The 19,728-nt window shown below is 62.6% G+C and carries 22 protein-coding genes; 9 read left to right on the top strand and 13 right to left on the bottom strand.

Annotated elements, in window-relative coordinates:
• Window positions 1-13: 13 nt before the first annotated feature.
• The 6 genes from pcaG to HLG70_RS09535 form a co-directional block, all read right to left on the bottom strand.
• A complete protein-coding gene (pcaG, locus tag HLG70_RS09560; protein ID WP_171662778.1) occupies window positions 14-592 on the bottom strand; it encodes a protocatechuate 3,4-dioxygenase subunit alpha in 579 nt (192 codons plus the stop codon).
• A 3-nt stretch (window positions 593-595) separates the two neighbouring features.
• A complete protein-coding gene (pcaH, locus tag HLG70_RS09555) occupies window positions 596-1,297 on the bottom strand; it encodes a protocatechuate 3,4-dioxygenase subunit beta (RefSeq protein WP_171662779.1) in 702 nt (233 codons plus the stop codon).
• A gap of 71 nt (window positions 1,298-1,368) precedes the next feature.
• Entirely contained in the window at window positions 1,369-2,649 is a 1,281-nt protein-coding gene (locus HLG70_RS09550; RefSeq protein ID WP_171662780.1) for a TRAP transporter large permease subunit, read from the bottom strand.
• A complete protein-coding gene (locus tag HLG70_RS09545; protein WP_419144813.1) occupies window positions 2,646-3,212 on the bottom strand; it encodes a TRAP transporter small permease in 567 nt (188 codons plus the stop codon). The genes HLG70_RS09550 and HLG70_RS09545 overlap by 4 nt, the downstream gene beginning before the upstream one ends.
• Window positions 3,213-3,261: 49 nt before the next feature.
• Complete coding sequence (locus HLG70_RS09540) at window positions 3,262-3,705, bottom strand: type II 3-dehydroquinate dehydratase (protein ID WP_171662782.1); 444 nt, start codon at window positions 3,703-3,705, stop codon at window positions 3,262-3,264.
• Between the two features lie 19 nt (window positions 3,706-3,724).
• The gene (locus HLG70_RS09535) at window positions 3,725-4,732 is read right to left on the bottom strand and encodes a TRAP transporter substrate-binding protein (RefSeq protein ID WP_171662783.1); all 1,008 of its coding nucleotides are present in this window, start codon (window positions 4,730-4,732) and stop codon (window positions 3,725-3,727) included.
• A gap of 130 nt (window positions 4,733-4,862) precedes the next feature.
• Between HLG70_RS09535 and HLG70_RS09530 the strand changes: the two genes are divergently transcribed.
• Window positions 4,863-5,687, top strand: a complete 825-nt coding sequence (locus HLG70_RS09530) for an IclR family transcriptional regulator (RefSeq protein WP_171662784.1) — start codon at window positions 4,863-4,865, stop codon at window positions 5,685-5,687.
• A gap of 16 nt (window positions 5,688-5,703) precedes the next feature.
• Here HLG70_RS09530 and HLG70_RS09525 read toward each other — a convergent pair whose 3' ends face one another.
• Complete coding sequence (locus tag HLG70_RS09525) at window positions 5,704-6,633, bottom strand: LysR family transcriptional regulator (RefSeq protein ID WP_171662785.1); 930 nt, start codon at window positions 6,631-6,633, stop codon at window positions 5,704-5,706.
• Window positions 6,634-6,682: 49 nt separating this feature from the next.
• On the opposite strand from HLG70_RS09525, the gene HLG70_RS09520 reads away from it, so the two are divergent.
• Window positions 6,683-7,681, top strand: coding sequence for an MBL fold metallo-hydrolase (locus HLG70_RS09520; RefSeq protein WP_234103045.1), 999 nt, complete (start codon window positions 6,683-6,685; stop codon window positions 7,679-7,681).
• 42 nt (window positions 7,682-7,723) lie between these two features.
• Here HLG70_RS09520 and HLG70_RS09515 read toward each other — a convergent pair whose 3' ends face one another.
• Entirely contained in the window at window positions 7,724-8,224 is a 501-nt protein-coding gene (locus tag HLG70_RS09515) for a hypothetical protein (RefSeq protein ID WP_171662786.1), read from the bottom strand.
• Window positions 8,225-8,422: 198 nt separating this feature from the next.
• Here HLG70_RS09515 and HLG70_RS09510 point away from each other — a divergent pair, with 198 nt between their 5' ends.
• Together HLG70_RS09510 and HLG70_RS09505 are read left to right on the top strand one after the other, a co-directional pair.
• Window positions 8,423-8,725 (top strand): ArsR/SmtB family transcription factor, encoded by a 303-nt coding sequence (locus HLG70_RS09510; protein ID WP_171662787.1) that lies wholly within the window; start codon window positions 8,423-8,425, stop codon window positions 8,723-8,725.
• 62 nt (window positions 8,726-8,787) lie between these two features.
• The gene (locus tag HLG70_RS09505) at window positions 8,788-9,750 is read left to right on the top strand and encodes a zinc-dependent alcohol dehydrogenase family protein (RefSeq protein WP_171662788.1); all 963 of its coding nucleotides are present in this window, start codon (window positions 8,788-8,790) and stop codon (window positions 9,748-9,750) included.
• A 27-nt stretch (window positions 9,751-9,777) separates the two neighbouring features.
• Here the strand turns inward: HLG70_RS09505 and HLG70_RS09500 are convergent, their stop codons facing one another.
• Complete coding sequence (locus HLG70_RS09500) at window positions 9,778-10,812, bottom strand: zinc-dependent alcohol dehydrogenase family protein (RefSeq protein WP_171662789.1); 1,035 nt, start codon at window positions 10,810-10,812, stop codon at window positions 9,778-9,780.
• Between the two features lie 66 nt (window positions 10,813-10,878).
• Here HLG70_RS09500 and HLG70_RS09495 point away from each other — a divergent pair, with 66 nt between their 5' ends.
• Entirely contained in the window at window positions 10,879-11,850 is a 972-nt protein-coding gene (locus HLG70_RS09495) for a LysR family transcriptional regulator (RefSeq protein ID WP_234103044.1), read from the top strand.
• A gap of 21 nt (window positions 11,851-11,871) precedes the next feature.
• Here HLG70_RS09495 and HLG70_RS09490 read toward each other — a convergent pair whose 3' ends face one another.
• The 4 genes from HLG70_RS09490 to cysS form a co-directional block, all read right to left on the bottom strand.
• Window positions 11,872-12,087, bottom strand: a complete 216-nt coding sequence (locus HLG70_RS09490) for a hypothetical protein (RefSeq protein WP_326491083.1) — start codon at window positions 12,085-12,087, stop codon at window positions 11,872-11,874.
• A 223-nt stretch (window positions 12,088-12,310) separates the two neighbouring features.
• Window positions 12,311-13,258, bottom strand: coding sequence for a sensor domain-containing diguanylate cyclase (locus tag HLG70_RS09485; RefSeq protein ID WP_171662791.1), 948 nt, complete (start codon window positions 13,256-13,258; stop codon window positions 12,311-12,313).
• 67 nt (window positions 13,259-13,325) lie between these two features.
• The gene (locus tag HLG70_RS09480; protein ID WP_171662792.1) at window positions 13,326-14,507 is read right to left on the bottom strand and encodes an MFS transporter; all 1,182 of its coding nucleotides are present in this window, start codon (window positions 14,505-14,507) and stop codon (window positions 13,326-13,328) included.
• 199 nt (window positions 14,508-14,706) lie between these two features.
• Window positions 14,707-16,113 carry a cysteine--tRNA ligase gene (cysS, locus tag HLG70_RS09475; protein ID WP_171662793.1) on the bottom strand — a complete coding sequence of 469 codons (1,407 nt, stop codon included), beginning with the start codon at window positions 16,111-16,113 and terminating at the stop codon, window positions 14,707-14,709.
• Window positions 16,114-16,388: 275 nt separating this feature from the next.
• Between cysS and HLG70_RS09470 the strand changes: the two genes are divergently transcribed.
• The 4 genes from HLG70_RS09470 (at window position 16,389) to HLG70_RS09455 (ending at window position 19,564) form a co-directional block, all read left to right on the top strand.
• Window positions 16,389-17,126, top strand: a complete 738-nt coding sequence (locus HLG70_RS09470; RefSeq protein WP_171662794.1) for a hypothetical protein — start codon at window positions 16,389-16,391, stop codon at window positions 17,124-17,126.
• Between the two features lie 208 nt (window positions 17,127-17,334).
• A complete protein-coding gene (locus tag HLG70_RS09465) occupies window positions 17,335-18,024 on the top strand; it encodes a lysozyme inhibitor LprI family protein (protein ID WP_171662795.1) in 690 nt (229 codons plus the stop codon).
• Between the two features lie 253 nt (window positions 18,025-18,277).
• Complete coding sequence (locus HLG70_RS09460; RefSeq protein ID WP_171662796.1) at window positions 18,278-18,568, top strand: hypothetical protein; 291 nt, start codon at window positions 18,278-18,280, stop codon at window positions 18,566-18,568.
• 330 nt (window positions 18,569-18,898) lie between these two features.
• Window positions 18,899-19,564: an imm11 family protein gene (locus HLG70_RS09455; RefSeq protein ID WP_171662797.1), complete on the top strand. Its 666-nt coding sequence runs from the start codon at window positions 18,899-18,901 to the stop codon at window positions 19,562-19,564.
• Window positions 19,565-19,728 lie beyond the last annotated feature (164 nt).

The raw sequence follows: 19,728 nt of genomic DNA, 5'->3' as shown, positions 1-19,728 counted from the left end.
GGTCGGCGCGTGGTCAGATGTCAAAAAACACGGTCTCGCCCGTGCCTTGCAGGACGACGTTCCAGCGCAACATGCCGCTGCCGGCCGTCTGCGCCACCAGCGTCTCGCGGCGCGCGGCGGGCACCTGGCGCAAAATCCAATCCTGCTCATTCGCACCTGTCTCGTCCGGAAAGTACATCCGCGTCGACAGCTGTTTGAGCAGGCCCCGCATGAACAGCGACACGACAATGTGGGGCGCCTGGAGCGTCCCGCCCGGGCCGGCCACGCGCCCGGGTTTGATCGTGGTGAAGCGGAACGATCCGTCAGGCTCGGTCGGCACGCGGCCAAAACCGGTGAAGCCGGCTTGCGCCGTATCGGCGCCGCGATGATTCGGGTCGTCCGGATGCCGGTATACGCCGCTTGCGTCGGCCTGCCAGATCTCGATCATGCCGTCCGGCACGGGGTTGCCGTTCCCGTCCGTGACGCGTCCTTCAATCACGACCGCCGGTGCGCCCAGGTCGGGCAGGCCGGCGGTCAGGTCCGCGCAGTTCAATCCGGACAGGCCGATATGCAGATAGGGCCCGACGGTTTGAGAGGTGGTGGGATAGAGCATGCGTTACTCCATGGGGGTGGCGTTGCGGCCGCGCAGCACGATATCGAAACGGTAGCCCAGCGCGTACTCGGGCACGGTCGTTTCCCAATCGAGCGTGGCGACTAGCCGGCTGCGCGCCTTGGCGTCCGGGACGCATTGGAAGATGGGGTCGAACTCCAGCAGCGGATCGCCCGGGAAGTACATCTGCGTGACCAGGCGCGTGGCGTAGGCGCGGCCGAACAAGGAAAAGTGGATGTGCTGCGGGCGCCAGCCGTTGTAGTGATTGCCCCAAGGGTATGCGCCAGGCTTGATGGTCTTGAATTGATAGCAGCCATGCGCGTCGGTGACGGTCCGCCCCTCTCCGCTGAAGTTCGGGTCCAGCGGCGCGTCGTGCTGGTCGCGCTTGTGCAGATAGCGTCCGGCGGCGTTGGCCTGCCAGATCTCGATCAATGCGTCGGGAACGGGCCGGCCGTTCTCATCCAGCACGCGGCCGGACACGATGATCCGCTCTCCGATGGCGCCGGCGCTGGCGATGCACGTGAGGTCGTTGTCTCCCTTCTTGACGAACGCGCCGCCGAAAGCCGGGCCGGTGATTTCGGACAGCGTCTGCGCAACGACGATCAACGGCTGGTTGGGCGAGCGCAGCTGCGTCGAACCATAGGGATCGAAACGGTAAGGGGGCTGGGTATCCCAGAACGGGCGCCGGTACTGAGCAAGATCGGACATTGCGGAAAATCTCCTTGAAAGTGCCGCCGGGGCGTATCGACAGCCACGGCGGCGCGGACGAGTCGGGCCAGTCAGCCGCCGAACCAGCGGGCGGGAACGATTACCAGGGCAGGGAAGGCCACCATCAAGAACATGATCAGGAACTCCGCCACCATGAACGGCACGACGCCGCGCGTGACGTCGTCCATCTTCATCCTCCCGACGCCCGCCACGACATTCAGGACGGTGCCGACGGGGGGCGTGACCAGGCCGATCGAATTGTTGATGATGAACAGCACGCCGAAATACACCGGATCGATGCCCGCCGCGCGCACCAGCGGCATCAGCACCGGCGTCAGGATCAGGATGGTGGGCGTCATGTCCATGGCCGTGCCGACGACCATGACCAGCACCATGATGGCGGCCATCAGCAGGATCTTGTTGCCCATGAACGGCTGCAACATGTCCACGATCTTGGCGGGCAGGTCCGCCACCGTGATCAACCAGGCGCTGACCATGGCGGCGGCGATCAGGAACATGACGATGGCGCTGGTCTTGGCGGCCGAGACGAACACGGCGTACAGCTGGTTCAGCCTCAACTCCCGGTAGACCACCGTCGACACGAACAAGGCGTAGACGGCGGCCACCACGGCGGCTTCGGTGGGCGTGAACACGCCCATGCGCAAGCCCACCAGGATGATGACCGGCAGCATCAGCGCCCACAACGCCTTGCGGAACGCCGTGGCGATTTCCTGCGTCGATTTGCGCGGCGGCGGCACGATCTTTTCCCGGCGGACCAGCCAGGCCCAGGTCAGCCACAGGGCGCCGCCGATCATCAGGCCGGGGACGATGGCCGCCATGAACAGCTTGGAGATGGACACATTGGCCGCCACGCCAAAAATGACCAGGCCGATGCTGGGTGGAATCACGGGGCCGATCACGCCCGTCGCCGCGATCAGCCCGCCCGCCGTTTCCTTCTTGTGGCCGGCGCTGACCATCATGGGCAGCAGCAAGGCGGTCAGCGCCGCCGCGTCCGCCACGGCGGAACCGGACAAGGCCGACAGCAGGCAGCCCGCCATGATGGTGACGTAGCCCAAGCCGCCCTTGACGTGTCCGACCAGCGCCAACGCCAGGTCGACGATGCGGCGCGACAGGCCCCCGACGTTCATGATTTCACCGGCCAGCATGAAGAATGGCACGGCCAGCAGCGGAAAACTGTCCGCGCCGCCAATGACGTTCTGCGCCAGGATCTGCGAATCGAAGATGTCCAGATGCCACATGAGCGCAACGCCGCTGGCCAGCAGCGCAAAGGCGATGGGCACGCCCAGCGCCATGACGCCCAGCAGCGATCCGATGAAGACGGCGATGGTCATGCGCTTCTCCCCGGCGCGCCGCGCTGGGCGTCGTCCAGAATCTGCTTGAGCTGCACGGCCTCTTCGGACTCCTGGACCATGATCAGGTCCTGCTCAGCCAGATTGCCGGTAAGGACCCGGTAAAGGTCCACCGCGATGATCAGCCCGGCCATGGCCGAGAACACCAGGCCGGACGCATAGACGATGGCCATGGGCAGCCCGCTGACCGGCGCGCTGACCTCGGCGTTGATCACGGCCTGTTCCCAGCTGCCCTTGAACATCAGGCCCACGATGTAGAGCATGATGATCTGCCCCACCACCAGGCAGATCTTCTTGCCCGCCGTCGGCAGTTTGGACACCACCATGTCCATGCCCAGATGGCCGCGTTCCTTCAGGGCGACGACGGCTCCCAGGAACGTGAGCCAGATGAACATCCAGCGCGAGATCTCTTCCGACAGCGTGATGCCCGAGTTAAAGCCATAGCGGGCGACGACATTGCCGAAGACCAGCACCACCATCGCCGCCAGCAACACGGCGATGGCCAGTTCGAGCACGCGGCAGATACCTCCAATGAATCTGTCTATGAAGACCATGGCGTGGCCCCTTTGAGAATCGGATGAAGGTGTGGCCGCGTCATGCCCGGGCTTCACGGACGATATCGACCAGGCCCCGCAGCGCAGTCAGGTAGGAGTGCGGCCCCAATCCTTGCACCGTGCCGCGCACGGCGGGCGAGATGATCGAATGCGCGCGCCACGCCTCGCGCGCCGCGATGTTCGACATGTGCACTTCCAGGGTGGGGAAGGGCATGGCCTTGATCGCGTCGTGCAGCGGCACGCCGTGCTGGGTCAGGCCCGCGGGGTTCACCAGGGCGCCCTGCGCGGAGTCGATGTGCTCATGCAGGAAATCGATCAGGGCGCCCTCGTGGTTGGATTGCACCGTCGATAGTTGCACACCGAGCTCGGCGGCCAGGGCGGCCAGGCGCTGGTTGATTTCCGCCAGCGTGGTGGTGCCATAGATGTGCGGCTCGCGGCGGCCGAACAGGTTGAGGTTCGGGCCGTGCAGAACGAGAATCTTCATGATGGATGCGCCGGTGCGTTTACTTGCGGATGCGGGCGAGTTCGTCGTTGTAGAGCTTGACGATCGCCGGGTCGTAGCTGCCGGTGAAGTGTTCGATCACCGGCTTGACGACCTGTTGCATGCGGACTTTCTGTCCCGGCTCGATCGTGTTGTATTGGATGCCCTTGGCCTGCAGTTCCGCCACGGCCTTCTGCGCGGCTTCACGGCTGACCTTGCGCTGGTAGACGCGAGCCTCGTCGGCGGCTTCATGCATGATGCGTTGCTCGGCGGGCGACAGCTTGTCCCAGAACTTCTTGCTGACCAGCACGATGTTCGCGGCGTAGACATGGTTGGTCGCGCTGACGTATTTCTGCACTTCGTAGAACTTGTTCGACAGGATCACCGAGTACGGATTTTCCTGGCCGTCCACCGCCTTGGATTCCAGCGCGCCGTACAGTTCCGCGAACGGCATGGGCACCGGGTTGGCCTTGAACGCCTTGAAGGTATCCAGGAACACGGGGTTCGGAATGACCCGGATCTTCAATCCCGCCAGGTCTTCCGGCTTGGCGATGGCATGCTTGGAGTTGGTCACGTTGCGAAAGCCCAGGTCCCAGAAGCCCAGCGCGACCAGGCCCTTTTCGGGCAGCTTCGCGATCAGCGCCTTGCCCAGCGGGCCATCCAGCAGCGCGTCCGCCTGGCCGAAGTCGGTGACGGAGAAGGGCAGGTCGATCAGCCCGAATTCCTTGACGATGCCCGCCAGCGACGTCGAGGCGGGCGCCGACATTTCCTGCACGCCGCCTTGCAAGCCCGATTGCTGCTGCATTTCATTGCCCAGCTGCGACGCCGGGAATTCCTTGACCTTCAACTTTCCGCCGCTCTTGGCGGCCACCAGCTCCGCGAACTTCTGCACGCCGGCGCTGACGGGGTGGTCGGTGTTGTTCAGATGACCGAACCGGATCGTGCGCTCCTGGAAATCCTGTGCCGTCGCCGTCATGGCGGTGCAGCAGAGGGCGCCGATCAAGGTCAAACGGAAAATGCTGGTCTTCATCGTTGTCTCCTTCCGGTTTTCTTGGAATGTTCTCGATGTCTTGCAAGACTCGGTAGTGGAATGTAATTCCGGGTGGAATATTTTTCCACCTAGGGTTATCATCCATTAACCACTACTTTGTTGAGATGACATGGCCGGAGTCCTCGAACGCGCGCTTGCCGTCATGGAGTACCTATCCTCCAGACCCGAAGGTGTTCCCCTTGCCTCCCTTGCCCAGCAACTGGAGATTCCGCAGAGTGCCGCGCACCGTCTGCTGACCGACCTGTGCCGTTGCGGCTATGTGCGGCAAATGCGCGACCACGGCGATTACGCCTTGACCGCGCGCGTGGCGTCGATCGGGTTGAGCTATCTGGCGGCGACCGGCATTGTCGATATCGCCCAGCCGCTGGTGGACCGTCTGGCGGAAATTTCAGGCGAACTCGTGCGCCTGGCGATCGTCGACAACGAACGCCTGACATGGGTGGCCAAGGCGCAAGGCGCGCGGCATGGGCTGCGCTATGACCCGGAAATGGGATCGGACGCCAGACTGTCGTGCAGCGCCTCGGGACACGCATGGATGCTGACGATGTCCGATGAGCGGGCGCTGGATCTGGTCTCGCGGCAAGGCTTCGGAACGCCGGAGGAATATGGCCCCAACGCGCCGACAACCATCGCCGCCTTGACCAAGATCCTGCACGCCGGCCGCAAGCGTGGCTACGCGATGATCAATGAAGTGTTCGCGCCGGGCATGACGGCCATGGCGGCGCCGGTGCAACGCAAAGGCGAAGATGCCATCGGCGTGCTGAGCATCGCCGGCCCGGCCTTGCGCCTGACCGAAGCGCGCATGCTGGAACTGGGGCCGCAATTGCTGGCGGCGGCCGAGGAACTGGCGCTGGCCAGCCTGGCTTCGCCCATGTTCCGCACGCGCTTTCCCATGCAGGGCCGCAACGCAGGCGACGAGACGCCGCCCCGCTAGGCATTCCGCAAGCAGATCAGGTCCCGGGCTGCGCCACGGATTTGATGAGATTGCCCAGCCACAGAACGGCTGGGTCGTTGTCGCGGCTTTGATGCCTGACCAGGGCGACGTGGGTTGCCGGAAGCGCGACCGGAAGCTCGGCGACTTCCAGGCCGTACTCGCGGCGCCAGGAGTCGGCGATCACCCTGGGCACCGTGGCTATGGCCGGCATCTCCCTCAGCACGGGAGGCACGGACGAAAAGCCTGGCACGGTGCAGACAACTCGCCGCTCCATCCCGCGCAAGGCCAGCGCCTCGTCGACGATGCCGCGGGTGGCGCCGCGGTAAGTGACCATCACATGGGGCAGGGCCGCGAATTGCTTCAAGGTCAATTTCCCGGCACTTCCAATGACCCCCGCCCGTGCGACGCAGCAATAGGGAACCGTCGCCAGGACTTCCGACCGTTGCCAGCGCAGGCCTGTTGAAAACGGTCCGACGGCCAGATCGATCTCTTCCTGCTGCAGCATGTCGGCGAAGCGGAACCGGTCCGTCGCCAGTACCGCCAGGCGCACTTGCGGAGCTTGCGCGGCAAGCCGGGCAAGCAAGCCCGGCAGCAGCCAGGCGTTGACCCAGTCCATCACGCCGATGGTAAAGCGCCGTTCGCTTTTTGCGGCATCGAAAGTAGGCGTCTGCAAGACCACCGACTGCATCTCGGCCAGCACCGGCAACAGCTGCGCCTGCAATTCCAGTCCGCGCGGCGTCGGCTGCATGCCGCCCGGGGCGCGGACCAGCAGATCGTCGTGAAACAGCTCGCGCAATCGCCCCAGCGCGCCGCTCACCGCCGGCTGGCCCAGGTGCAGACACTGCGCCGCCTTGGAAACGCTTCTTTCCCGCAACAGCACCAGCAGGGTCACCAGGAGATTCAGGTCTACGCCTCGTAAATCACGTTCCCTGATATTGCTGATCATATTATTCGATTTGATTGATGGGGGTGGCTTATTGAATCATAGGAACCCGTTGAAACACACCATCAAGAAACCGATCATGAAACTTCGTTCCCTTTCGCTCCAGGCCGCGCTCGCAATGGCATTTGCAACCGGCGGCGCCGTGCTGCCACAGGCCGTCCAGGCGGCAGCTCCCATGGTGAAAACACAAGCGCCCGGGTTCTACCGCATGATGCTCGGCGCGTTCGAAATCACCGCCCTGAGCGACGGCACCGTCGATTTGCCCGCCGAGGCACTACTGCACAGCCATACGGGCGACATCGGCAGCCACCTGCGCGCCAACCATCTGAGCAGCCCGGTGGAGACCTCCATCAATGCCTACCTGGTCAACACCGGCGACAAGCTCGTGCTCATCGACACGGGGACCGGCGGCCTGATGGGCCCGGCCCTGGGTCAGCTCGCCGCCAACCTGCGCGCGGCGGGCTACCTGCCGGAGCAAGTCGACGAAATCCTGCTGACCCACGCCCATCCCGACCATCTCGGCGGGCTGATGGTCCAGGGCAAGATGGCTTTTGCAAACGCGACCATCCGCATGGAGCAGGCCGAGATGAGCTATTGGATGTCGCCGGAGCGGATGGGCAAGGCAGACGACATGGCCCGCGGCTTTTTCGAGGGCGCCATCACCTCCCTGACGCCGTATGCGCAAGCCGGCAAGGTCGTGCCGTTCCGCGCAGGCGCTCAACTGCTGCCCGGGATCAGCGCGCTCACGGCGCACGGCCACACCGTGGGCCATACCGTCTACTCGGTTGAAAGCCAGGGCCAGCGCCTTTTGCTGATCGGCGACCTCATCCACGTTGGCGCGGTACAGCTCCAGCATCCAGAGGTGACGATTGCGTTCGACATGGACGAGAAGGAGGCCGCTGCCACCCGCCTGAAGTTCTTCGGCGACGCGGCGCGGGACCACGTGCTGATCGGGGCTTCGCACCTGTCGTTCCCGGGCGTCGGCCGCCTGGTGAAAACCGGAACGTCGTTTCGTTGGGAGCCCGTCAGCTACAGCACGCAGTTCAAGTAGGCTGCCAGCCCGGGGCACATACCGGGCAAGGCAGGCCGTGTGTCACCCGTGCTTCCCGAAACCGCCGGAAGCCCACTCCGATGCGCGTTGCACGCTCAGCTTGTACGTCGGAGCAACCTGGACCTGGGCCAGTTGTTCGCCAAATTCATCGTAGGCGCTCAGCACGGCATACGGCTCGTCTTCGTCGGGAACGATATCCAGCTTGATGGTCAGGCGGCCGGCGGCGGCATCGATCTTCACGCTCTTGTGCAGCGTTGCATGCAATTGCTGTTCGTGGCGACGCAGGACTTCGTTGGCGGTCTTGACCAGGGTGATGAAGGCGGGGGAGTCGAGCGGCTTGGGGTTCTTCTTGTCGCGGCCCATGGTCCAGGGGCCCACCAGGGCCGGCTCGGCTTGTCCGTCCAGCGTCATCTCCACGGCCCAGCCGTCGTCTTCCTCGTTCTTGATGATCCGCGCGGTCCAGCCGTCGTCACGCCAAAGCCTGGGTTCCTGTTCCTTGCGGTCCTCGGATATGCCGGTATCCGGTGTGCGGTCGTCATTCACTGCGGTACTTCTCCTGGATTCGTTTGCTTGCAGCCCTGTGGCTGCGGACCTCGATGGCGACGGTCGCCCCGTGAGGCCGATGAGATCACTCATCGGGCAGGGCGCTGCTTTGGAGCTCGACACGTCGCCAGACCGCCTGCATCGTAGCTTATCGCTCGCGAGCATTGACATATCGCGAAATCCCGATATCATCTGGCCATGGAATTGCTCGAAGTATTCAAAGCCCTCTCGAATCGGACGCGCCTTGAAATCCTGAAAGGTTTGAAGGATCCCGTGAAGAATTTCCCTCCGCAGGACGAAGGGGACGTTCTTACGGTGGGAGTCTGCGTCAGCAGTATTCAAGAAGGCGTCGGACTATCGCAGTCAACGGTGTCTGACTACCTTGCAACGCTGCAGCGGGCAGGCCTGGTTGAAGTCAGGCGCATCGGTGCGTGGACCTACTACAAGCGGAACGAAGCCACGATCAGTGCTCTTGCCGAGATCATAGGGAAAGAGCTGTAATTTTTTTGCCACATGATATCGGAAAATCCCGATATCCCTTTTTACCGATGCGAGGTTATCCAATGAAAGCCGTCATCCTTAAATCATTCGGCGGTCCGGAATCGTTCGAGTTTTGCGAGGTGCCCAAGCCTGTGCCGCAAGCGGGACAAGTCCTGGTCCGGGTCCATGCAACCTCCATCAATCCCTTGGATTACCAGGTCCGACGGGGCGATTATCCCGACCTGGTGCCACTGCCGGCCATTACCGGACACGACGTATCTGGCGTGGTCGAAGCCGTCGGGCCGGGTGTGACGGGTTTCTCTCCAGGAGACGAAGTCTGGTACACCCCGCAAATCTTCGACGGGCCAGGAAGTTATGCCGAGTACCACGTTGCCGCCGAGAGCATCATCGGCAAGAAGCCTCCCTCGCTGAGCCATCTGGAGGCCGCAAGCCTGACCCTGGTTGGCGGGACGGCGTGGGAAGCGCTGGTCGTGCGTGCGGCGCTCAGGGTGGGGGAGAGCATTCTGGTGCACGGCGGCGCGGGAGGCGTCGGTCATGTGGCGATCCAGCTCGCAAAAGCCATGGGAGCAAGGGTGTTCACGACCGTGCGCAAAGCGAACTTTGAGTTCGCACGAAGTGTGGGCGCCGATGTCGTCATCGACTACGAAAGGGAAGACTATGTCGACGCCATCTTGCGGGAAACCGGGGGCCGCGGCGTCGATGTCGTGTTCGACACCATCGGCGGCAACACATTGTCGCGCAGCCCGGACGCGCTCGCACAACTGGGCCGCGTGGTCACCATCGTGGATACGGCACAGCCGCAAAACGTTCTTCAAGCCTGGGGCAAGAACGCGAGCTACCACTTCGTGTTCACAAGGCAAAACCGCGGCAAGCTTGATGAGTTGAGCGCATTGGTAACGCGCGGACAGCTGCGGCCGCACGTGGGCGCCGTCTATCCGCTAGCCGACATTCCGCTCGCGCATGCCCGGCTGGAGAGTCCCAACAACGGCATCCAGGGGAAAATCGCGATTGCAGTCGAGCAATAGCGTCGCCTTCCGGATGCCGATCAAGCCTCACTTGCCGACGCGAATGACGATCTTGCCGAATGGCCCCCGCTCCAGGCGGGCAAGGGCCGCGGGGGCCTCGGCAAAAGAGAAGACCTTGTCAATGACGGGCTTGATGCCGTGCCGGTCGATGAATGTATTCATGTCATCGAAGGCCCGCCGGTGACCGACGGATACGCCGGTCAACGTGCCTCGTCTGAGTTGGAGCGGAATGGCGGGCATACGGATTTCAGTGCCGCTCATGAAACCAATCTGGAGGATGTGACCGCCACCGGCCAGCGCCTCGACGGACTGGTGCAGATTGTCGCCGCCCATCAGTTCCAGAACATGATCCACGCCGTTTCCACCGGTCAGTTCGATCGCAGCTTGTGCCCAGGCTGGAACCTGGGTGGTGTTAATGCCCGCCCACGCACCCAACGCGTTCGCGCGCGCCAATTTGTCGTCGCCGCGCGACGTGACAATGACTCGCGCTCCCAACGCACGGGCGAACTGCAGGCCGAACAGCGACACGCCGCCAGTGCCTTGGACCAGAACCGTTTGGCCCTTTCTCAGCTTTCCTGCCTCTACCAGGGCAAACCAGGCGGTTAACGCGGCCACCGGCAAGGTGGAGGCTTCTTCGTACGAAAGGGTGTTTGGCGCGGACACGGCGATCGCCTCTGGAAGCACGACATATTCCGCCAGCATCCCTGGCAGTGGACCGCCCAATGAAAGACCATGCCGGAGCATCGCGCGGGGCGGTTCGCCATCCAGCCACTGAGTCCAGAAATTCCCCATCACGCGGTCACCGACGCGAAACCGCGTCGAGCGCGACCCCACCTGGATGACTTCACCCGCCATGTCGGAAACCGGTACGAAGGGCATGGCGGGCCGGTCCGGCAACAAGGCTCCGTTGATCACCAGCCTGTCGCGGTAATTGAGCGATACCGCCGCCACTTTTACCAATACGTCATGGGGGCCGGGGCGAGGCAAGGGCCCCGAGACCATCGACAGGTTTTCAATTCCGAATGACGGAAGGTGCCAGGACGTCATCATGTTGGCGGTCATCTTCTAAGGCCTCGATTGAATGTGGTGAAGTGCTCCGCCCAGTCTATTTGCGATTAGCATGCGCCAGTGGCCCAATATTTTCCGTTAACTGGCGACTTTTTTTCTTCAATTACATTCTCCATGACGACTTACAGCACGGCGCGTCTTCAAGGCATCAGCTTGTTTGTCCAGGCGGTGGAGGCCGGCAGTTTCTCCGCGGCAGCCAGCCGGGCCGGCTTATCAAGGTCTGCCGTAGGCAAAAGCGTGGCGACGTTGGAGGCGCGGTTGGGAATCCGCTTGCTCGATCGAACCACCCGGCGGCTCGGCCTCACCGTGGAGGGGGAAGATTTCTATCGGAGTTGCCTGCGGGTGCTGGCCGAACTGGACGAGGCAGAGGCCAGGGCGGCCACAGGGCGCAGAGAGGTTTCAGGCAGATTGCGTGTCAGCCTGCCCGTAACCTTCGGACGAAAATGGGTCATGCCCGTTCTACGCGACCTGGCTCGCCGGCACCGCAAGCTGTCGCTTGATGTGAGCTTCACCGACCGCGCCGTGGACCTGGTCGAGGAAAATATCGACCTGGCTGTGCGCCTGGGCGACCCTGGAAACAGCTCCTCCATCGCCGCGCGTCGCTTGGGCGTGCAGAGATTTGTCGTGTGTGGATCGCCCGGCTACTTTGCCGCGCGTGGCTATCCCGCCACCATCGAGGATCTCCCGGCTCACGACTGCATCACTTTTTCGCAAGGCGGGCGCGTGCTGCCGTGGAGGTTGGCCGGCGCGGATAATCAACCGGTGAACATCAAAGTGGCGGGACGTCACACCATCAGTGATGGCGAGGCGCTGAGAAGCGCTGTTCTCGATGGCATGGGAATGGCTCAATTTCCGACCTGGCTGGTCGTGGACGAACTGAAAGCCGGCACCCTGGCAACTGTTCCTGGATCGCGAGAGGTGGAGGGCTTTCCCATCCTGGCCTTATGGCCCGCGGCGCGCGAGCTGGCCCCCAAGATCAGAGCCGCCGTAGACGAGCTGCTGGGTGCATTCACCCCGTCACCTTGGGAGTGACGGATCCCGGCGCCTGGCTGGCTACGGCTGTTCCAGCGGCCACACCTCAACGACGCCGTGTGCAACCGCGCAGGGCGTGCGTGACACCAGGTCTATCGCTTCGGCCAGATCGGCTGCCTCGATGAGGGAAAAGCCAGCCACCGGCAAGGTCGAGCTCATGTAGGGCCCGTTCGACGTTTCGACCCGGGCAGCGTTGGTGTTACGCACCTGCACGGGCGCGCCTGCAATACCCATCAACGCGCCGCCTTTCCGCAATCTTGCGTCGTGCGCGTGGGCTGCGTCCCGGACGGCCGGCGCAGTCTGGTCGTAACCCGCCCGGTCTCCATATCCTATTGCCACAAATTTTGGCATGAGAGGTCTCCTGGAAAAACGCGTCCTTGTCTTCAGGGTTGAACCGCCGAATTTCAAAATCGCGGATGGCTGTAGTTCCTGCTGGCGGCATGCAGGGCAAGTCGCAGGTTCAGCTCTCCAACTGCTCATGCTCGATACGGTTGCGCCCGTTGTTCTTGGCCACATACAGCTGCTGATCCACGGCTTTGATGACGGCAGCGCGCTCCGCCGGCCCGCCTGGCAGCACCGTGCCCGCGCCTATGCTGACAGTGACGCGCCTGCCATGCGGCGACAGCGCATGCACGATAGCTTTCTTCTGGAGCAATCGCTGGCAGCGTTCAGCGACTTTCCGGGCTCCGTCGGCATCGGCTTCAGGCAGCAGCACGACAAACTCTTCACCGCCGTAGCGCGCCACAAGATCGCGAGGACCGTCCAGCGCCAGACTCAGCGTCTGGGCGATCTCCACCAGGCACTTGTCGCCCTGAGTGTGGCCGTACAAGTCGTTGTATTGCTTGAAAAAATCGACGTCGAACAACAATATGGACAGGGGCTGCCGTTCGCTGCGCGCACGCTCCCACTCCAATTCGAAACTGCTGTCAAAGCGACGCCGGTTGGCAATATTCGTCAAACCATCCTTGAAGGACAGGTCCTCCAGCTCTTTTTGCAAGCGCAGCAGCTTTTCCTCGGTCTTCTTGCGTTCGGTGATGTCGAACATGAAGCCGATCAGCGCTTCGACTTCGCCTCGGTCATCGCGCACCACGTGCACCACGTCGCGAATCCACACATAGCCGTTGTCCTTGGTCAGCGCCCGGTAGTCCGCTTCATGGTCCACGCCGGCCTGGGATTGGGTGACGCAGAAATTCACCACGTATTCGCGATCCTCGGGATGCATGCGCATGGCCCAGTCCTCGACGCTCACCCAACTATCCACGCTCCAGCCCAGCAGCGCCTCGATCTGGGGGCCGATATAGGCGAATTTCATCGTGGCCCAATCGATCTTCCAGGGTATAGCCTTGGTCGACTCCAGCAAGGTTCTGTACACGGCGTGGTCGTTAAAAAGCGGGCTTGCGTCGGACATTCCCTATCCCTCTTCGATCCATGTCAACAAGCCACTTTATAGCCTGAAGCCATCGGCCACGGGGCGCTCAAGCCTGTGCGCGGCGCGGCAGCCAGCGCCAGAACACGCCGGCCGCCACCAGGCCCAGCGTACCGACGCCGAACGATGCGCCGCCGAGCGACGCCAGGGCGGTCAGCACCGACAGCGCCACCGGCCCGCCGCTAGAGCCGAGATCCGCCATGAAACGCCAGATGCCGAGGAACTGCGTGCGCGCACCCGCCGGCGCGGCGTCGGCGCCCAGCGTCATCACGATGCCTGATCCTATGCCATTGCCGAAACCCAGCAGCACCGACACCAGGATGAAGCTTGTCACCCCGCCGGTGAGCGGGATCGCCATCAGGCTCAGCCCCATCAGCAGCGTGCAGGGCAGCGCCACCCACAGGCGGCCGCGCTGGTCCATCACCTTGCCGGCGGGATAGAACACGGACATATCGACCGCGGCGACCAGCCCGTAGATGAGCGAGGTGGTGGTGGCGTCGAGGCCGAGATGGTCCGCCCACAGCGGAATCACCACCTGGCGCGACGCGCGCAGCGCGCTGATCAGCATCACGCCCACGCCCAGCGTGGCGTACACGCCGCGATGATCACGCGCGACCTCGCCCATGCGCGCGCGCGGCGCACCCGCGCCCGCGCTGCCCGAGGGCTCGATGTCGGGCGCCTTGATGGCGATGAAGCCGGCGCCGAGCATGGCGCAGACGGCAACCCAATAGGCGCCGTCGAGCCCCAGGAAATGGATCAGCGCCGCGCCCGCGAACGGACCGATGAAGGTGCCGATCCGCGTCGTGCCGCCGAGCGTGGACAGGGCCCGCGCCCGGTACGCCAGCGGCACGACCTCGATCATGTAGCTCTGGCGCGCCAGCTGGAACACCGACTGCGCGCATCCCTGCATCAGCATGGCCAGCGCCAGCACCCACAGATTGGACACGCCGATCACGAGCAGCAGGCCGGCCACGCTCAGCACCGCCGCACCAGCCATGGCGCGCTTCTCGCCGAAGCGATGGGTGATCAGCGCGGACGGAATGTTGGAGAGCAGCGAGCCGACCCCGATGAGGGCGGCGATCAGGCCGGCGGCGGCCAACGACGCTCCCTGGTCGCGCGCGGTGAGCGCGATCACGGGAAGGATGGCGCCATTGCTGATGCCATAGAGCAGCGACGGGCCAAACGCCGGCACGGCGATCTGCTTCAGATTGAACGAATCGGGTTGCGACATGTCGGGAGAATGAGAGTTGGGCCGTCTGCCGGCCGCCTTGCCTCTGCGCACGGGGCCGGCCCGGCGGCCATCGGCGCGGGAACCCGGAAGTGTAGCTGCAGCCCCCCGCGCCCACCTGTCAGCTGGCTGACAGCCGGCGAGTCCCACTCCAGCCGGTCAACGCCGCCCGTCACGCACGCCTGCGTCTGAACGTCGGCCGCTACTGGCCGGTAGCTGACCCATGCGGCGTGGCGATTTCAGTCAGGCGTTGCCCGTCGTTGCCATCCTCGACCCTCCAGCCTCGGGTGCTTAGCATCTTCCGTATCTCATCGGCTTTTGCCCAGTCCTTTGCCTCTCGGGCTTGAGCGCGTTTGCCGAGCAGCACCCGGATACTTTCCGGAATGTCAGACGCAACTGGGCTCCAATCGCGTAACCCGAGGCCCAGTACAAAATCAAAGCTGTCCACAGTCGCTTTCAAGGTCGCAGGTGGGAGCTGGCTCTTGACGAGTTCCCATAGCACGGCCAATGCTCTCGGCAGATTCAGGTCATCATTCAATTCGGCGTTGAAACGCGCGGCGAAATCCGGATCGATGCGGCCACCGTCCGACCAACCGGAATAGAGATGCCGCAGCCGGTTCAAGGCTGTCTGCGCTGCACCAAGAGACGCCCAACTGAAATGCAGCTTGCTCCGGTAATGAGCTGTCATGCACAGGTAACGGTAGGCAAGCGGATCGATGTTCCGACTGCGCAAGGTCTGCAAGCGAACAAAATCCCCACTCGACTTCGACATCTTGGCGTCGGCATTGAGTGTTAGAAAATGTCCGTGTATCCAGAAGTTCGCAAGACGAGTGCCGTGGGCTGCTTGTGTTTGCGCAATTTCGTTGCTGTGATGCACGGCGATATGGTCTTCTCCGCCACAGTGGATGTCGAACCAGATGCCGAGGTGTTTCGCCGACATGGCCGAGCACTCAATATGCCAGCCCGGAAATCCACGTCCCCATGGGCTATCCCATTCCATCTGCCGCGCTACGCCCGCCGGACTGAACTTCCATAGCGCAAAGTCCGTGATGTTCCGCTTCGCGCCAAGTGCTACGCGCTTGCCGGCCTGCAGGCCGGCACGGTCGAGCCGGGCCAGAAAGCCGTAGTCATCCTGTTTGCTTGTGTCGAAATAGAGACCGTCGTTGGTCCTATACACATAGCCGGACCTGTCCAACTCGCCGATAAACGCGATCTGTTCGGCGATGTGATCGGTCGCGCGGCACCATACCGTCGGCTCCAGCAAGTTGAGGGCATGCCAATCCGCGACGAAGGCCTCGGTGTAGCGCTGGGCAATAGCATATGCGGACTCCCCAGTCCGTCTGCTGCCTTTTTCCATCTTGTCTTCGCCTTCGTCGGCGTCCGAAGTCAGATGACCGACGTCGGTGATATTAACGACGTGACGGACCTCGTAGTCGTTGCGAATGAGCACCCGGCGCAGAATGTCTTCAAACACATACGTTCTTAGATTGCCAATATGCGCATGGTCATAGACGGTGGGTCCGCAGCAATACATGCCGACGTGGTCAGCGCGGATTGGCGTGAACGAGCGCACGGTACGCGACCAGGTGTCATACAACGCAAGTGGCATCGACTCTCTCCGTATCGAAGGGCGCAGGCAAAACAAAAAAGCCGCCGGTTTTGCAACGGGCGGCCAGAGGCGATTGATTCAACGTTTCGCTAATTGCTAGACGCAGTTTCCCCCGGCACGTTCTGACAACATGCACGGACCAGCGAGAAGAGGGATTTGGAGCGACTAGGCATGCCTGCAATCCTAGCGGCTGTTGGCTGTGCAGGTCAATACTGGCGAATGACCGCTTTCCGCCCCGCGTTACTATCGCGAGACCACAAGCCGCAAGGAAGGGAATGCACCAGAAGCAGCGCACGACCAAACGCCGCCGGATTCCGCGCAAGGCCTGGGCCTTGGGTCTGGCCATCGCCGCAGCCGCAGGGTTTTATGCCTGGAAGGAATCCCCGCTGGGTCCAGGCCTGACCGAAAGCAAGATGCGCAACATCCTGGTCGCCGCCATGGCGACGCCCACCAATGCGCCAGGCAGCGCCTGCGTCAACGTGGTGGGGGTGCGCCCCTTGCCGACCGATGTCTACACCATCTTCCTGCAAGAGCAGGACAAAATAGTGCAAGGGCTGATCAAACACCAGCTCATCACGGTCAAGCGCGTCAGCGCCAACGGCGACGGCTCACCTCCAAAACCGGATGAGGATCCCGAGGACGCCACCAGTCACATGGAGCTGACCGAAAAAGGCCGCGCGTACTACACAGATGGCGAGACCCGCATCGGTTCCAAGCTGGTCTATACCGCGAAGTTCTGCGCTCCCGGCCTCCAGGTCGGCAAGATCCTCGACTACTCCAAGCCGGGCAAGAATCCGTTCGACGACAACCCCAACGCGGTTTCGGCGGTGAAGTTCGAATGGCGGCTGGATCGCGCCACCGCGGATTGGGCGGCGGACCCCGTCTTTTATCCCCAGATAACCGGCTTTCCCTCGGAGCAGGAGCCGGACGAGTGGCAGACCCGGCACATCATGCTGGAACGGAAAGACGGCGTATGGGGGTTGGGGGACAGGCCCTATACGATCCGCTGGTAAGCATGCCGGCGCCGGCAAGGCGCGGGCGTCCCAAGGCCTGACTGGTGGACGATTCCAAATCTCCGGCCGGTTCGAAGCAGGCCGCGAGGTCAAGGATTGATCCAGGCAAAGGCTGCAGCATCGCCGGTCCCGTCCGTTCTCCGTTACGCTTGGCGCAGGATATTTTTGCCCCTGCGTTGCGCGAATTCTCGCTATCATCCGCGACACGATGACGACCAAAAACATACTCTCTGCCGCCTGCGCCGCCGCGCTGTGCACTCTTTCCCTGACCGCCACGGCGGCGCCGGCGGCCTTGCCTTCGTTCGACTGCGCCAAGGCGCGCACGGGAGCAGAAAAAGCCATCTGCGCGAACTCGCAACTCGCGGCGCTCGATGCAAGCATCGCCAAGCGCTACAACGAAGCGCGCAAATCCCTGGACTCCATCACGGCCGAAGCGTTGTTGCGCGACCAGCGCTATTTCACCAAGGTGCGCGACGACGCCTTCGAGAAGCCGTTCGACAAAGACAAGCCGATCGAGGAACTCGCGAGCCGTCTGAAATACCGAGACGCGTTTCTCGCCTCGCTGGACTCGGCGGAACGCAAAGGCTTTACCGGCAGATGGCGCAACCTCTCCGGCGAGATCACGCTCTGGAAGAAGCCCGACGGCGATATCCTGTATGAAGGTTCGGCCGCAGAGCCGCACGATGGGCGCTGGTCGTGCAACGTGGAGGCCGCCGGCAAGGCCAAGGGCGAGCGCCTGCGGGTCAAGAGCGTCGACACCAAGGGCTGGGTACTGAACCTGCAACGCCAGGGTGATGGGCTGGTCGTCGAGGAACAGCCGCCCGGCGCGGGTTCATCTGGTCCGCCCTATTGCGGCCTGAACGGAACCTTGGGCGGTACGTTCTTCCCGATACGCTGAGCGATAGCCAAAATGAGTGCCTGCGGGTAGTGGCGGGACCGCCGTACCCGGCACAAGGTCATCGCCAGCACGCGGCTTCGAGGCCAGGGAGGCTGATTCTGGCCACGGTGGATAGCTCAAGTGGCCGTGACGGTAATCCGGAACAGCGAAAATTCGCGCAGTGCCAACCCAAACTCCATTTCGGGGGACATCAGTGGCGGCTGATCCTGAGCAACGTAAAATGCCAGGTCTCCAGCCTCTACATGCTTCCCTAATGAACCTTGAACGACTCCGTCGCGAATTTCCCGACTTTGACATAACAACCCTGCCGGCCATACCCGAAGGGTATTTCGACGCGTCGAGCTACATCGATGCAGCTCCCTCATTCGAGAACAAGGAGCGCGGTTTGAAAGTGTATGTCGACTACGCCAACTATGCCGACCGCGAATCCGGCAGGAGCCAGCGCTTCTGCGTTTCGCGCTACGACGAGGAAGCAGGCGACTTCGAGGACGTCGCCCTGTCAACCAACGATTGGGCCGAAGTCATTCGCTTCCTGAGCGCGTGAACGCCCTCACCAGGGGCGATCGGTTTTCGCTCCGATCGTCGGATGATCGACCCCGCGGCCTCTAGCGCTCCTGTGGTCTTTCCTGATTTCGACGGCATTCTGCACTGCTTCAGGGAGTAGCGGTTGACGAGTACCTTCGGCCGTTGCCGAACCTGAATCTGTGCAGTGAATGCCTGCATGAAATCGGCGGCCGGGATGTCAAACGACCGTTCCTGGCCGGGAGCGGCCAAGTTAATCAAGTATTACAGGCACCATTTCGACGGAACTTGTGGCTGCGCTAAAGCCCCGTTAGCATCGGCTCACCTGCATTCCCGTTCTGCGCCCACATCCATGATAGAAGCCACCGTGACCGAACCCACCGCCGTTGAAGTTTCAGGCGAAGCCGCATCTCATAAGGGCGAATTTTTCCTGATCGACGCCAGCTTCCTGGACAACGGCAGGGTTCCCGGCATAGAAATCTCCAACGAAGAGAAGCTGATCCATCCGGGGATGAATGTCGTCTCGCGTCCTAACGGAATGCCAAATCAGTATCCGGAGCGTCCCCACCTGGTTCATGTACCGGAGAAGGGCGGAATGCCACGCGATCTGGAAGAGTTTGCCGGCATATGGATTATTTCGGAGCCTTTGAAGCAGCTGTTTGAGCGGATGGACGCCGAGGCATTTGCATTTGTGGCATGCGACTTCAGCCTTGCTGACGGGAGCCCCGGTCCTCATTACTACCTAGGCAATGTGCTGCGCAGACTCGATGCCCTGGATGAAGCCTCCTCTCGCGTGAGGATCAAGCTCGACCACAATTATCAGACCGGCGAGGACGAGAAGCTTTATAGCCTCGTCGGCGGGGCCAGCTTGGTGTTCAAACAGGATGTTGTGGGAGATGTCCATGTCTTCCGCCAGGAGCGCATGGGAGCTCCTCCTATCTGCGACCGCGCGATGTTTGACGCATTGAGTGCGGCCAACTTCTCCGGCGTACGGCTGCGCGATGTAACCGATACTTAGAGCGTGTTCACCTCCGGTCACATGGCACAATGGCCGAACCAACACTAGTTGCGTACCTTACCGCTGGCTAGCCTAGGCACCGCGCCCCGCTCGAAACTCGGATCGGGTTGTTGACACTTTGACATGTAGATCTGCTTGGCAAACTGGTCGATAGGCACCGAATG

It is taken from the genome of Achromobacter deleyi, assembly GCF_013116765.2.
In the GTDB taxonomy this organism is placed as follows: Bacteria; Pseudomonadota; Gammaproteobacteria; order Burkholderiales; family Burkholderiaceae_B; genus Achromobacter; species Achromobacter deleyi_A.
Note: the sequence above shows the minus strand (reverse complement) of the source record. Positions and strands in the feature narration are given on the sequence as shown.